1 protein-coding gene is annotated in these 1,076 nt (G+C 76.1%); it reads right to left on the reverse strand.

Translation table 11 applies throughout. The features are described 5' to 3' along the window. Positions 1–1,076: NB-ARC domain-containing protein (locus H5J30_RS35220; protein WP_258563699.1), on the reverse strand; the 1,076-nt coding region annotated here is incomplete at both ends.

The raw sequence follows: 1,076 nt of genomic DNA on the forward strand, positions 1-1,076 counted from the left end.
TGCGGCCGTCCAGCGCCGACCCCGCGATGCGCAGCGAAAGCGGCAGCCCGCCGCAGAGCAGCCCGATGCGGTCGGTGGACTGCGCGTCGTACGGGTCGGAGGACCGCTCGGCGCCGTCGGTCCGCTGGGCCATGGCGCTCAGCAGCTCCTCGGCCGCGGTCGGCTCCAGGCCCTCGACGGGCATGTGGTGCACCCAGGCGTCGAGGTCGTCGGGCAGCTCCAGCCGCTCCCGCGACGTCACCAGCACCAGGCTCTCCGAGCGCTCCGGCACCAGCATCCGGACCTGCTCGGCGTCGACCGCGTCGTCCAGCACTATCGACACCGGCAGCGACGTCAGATGCTGGTGGTACAGCTCGACGAGGCGGCGCAGCTGCGCGTCGTGCGCCGGGCGCTCGCGGAACATCAGCTGGTCGCGCGGGGCGCCGAGCCGGTTGAGCAGGTGCAGCAGCGCGTCCCGGGTGGGCAGCGGGTCCTCGCCGAGGCTCTCCCCGCGCAGGTCCACCACCACGGCGGCGCGGAACTGCTCGCGCAGCTGGTGAGCGGAGCGGACCGCGAGCGTGGTGCGGCCCGCCCCGGGCCGGCCGTGCAGCACGACGACCGTCGGCTTGGTCTCTATGCTGGCGCGGCCCTGCTGCACCCACCCGGCGATCTGGGCGAGCTGGGCCTTGCGGCCGACGTACACCCGGGAGGCTTCGGGCAGCTGGCGGTAGGACTGCTCCAGGGTGGCCCGCTGCCGCGCCTCCTGGCTGCGGTTCCGGCGCGCCTGGGGCTCGCGGTCCGTACCCCCCGCGGCCGTCGTGCCCGGCCGGGTGCGGTCCGCGGAGGGCTCGGACGGGCTGCCCTTGCGGGTGGCGGCCGAGATCATCCGCTGCTGGTCGAAGAACGGCCGCACGCCGCGCAGCTCCAGCGCCGTCAGCCACTGCAGCCGGAGCTGCTCGGGGCCGCCGGGCTGGCGGGCGGCGCCCGAGCGCGTGTTGCCCGAGAGCCAGTGGGCCAGGCCGATCTGCACCAGGCCGGCGGTCAGTCCGGCGAGGCCGGCGGCCACCCCGGTCCAGAGCGCGGCCGTGGAGCCCAGC

The sequence above is a fragment of the Streptomyces phytophilus genome (assembly GCF_013870535.1).
Classification (GTDB): Bacteria; Actinomycetota; Actinomycetes; order Streptomycetales; family Streptomycetaceae; genus Streptomyces; species Streptomyces phytophilus.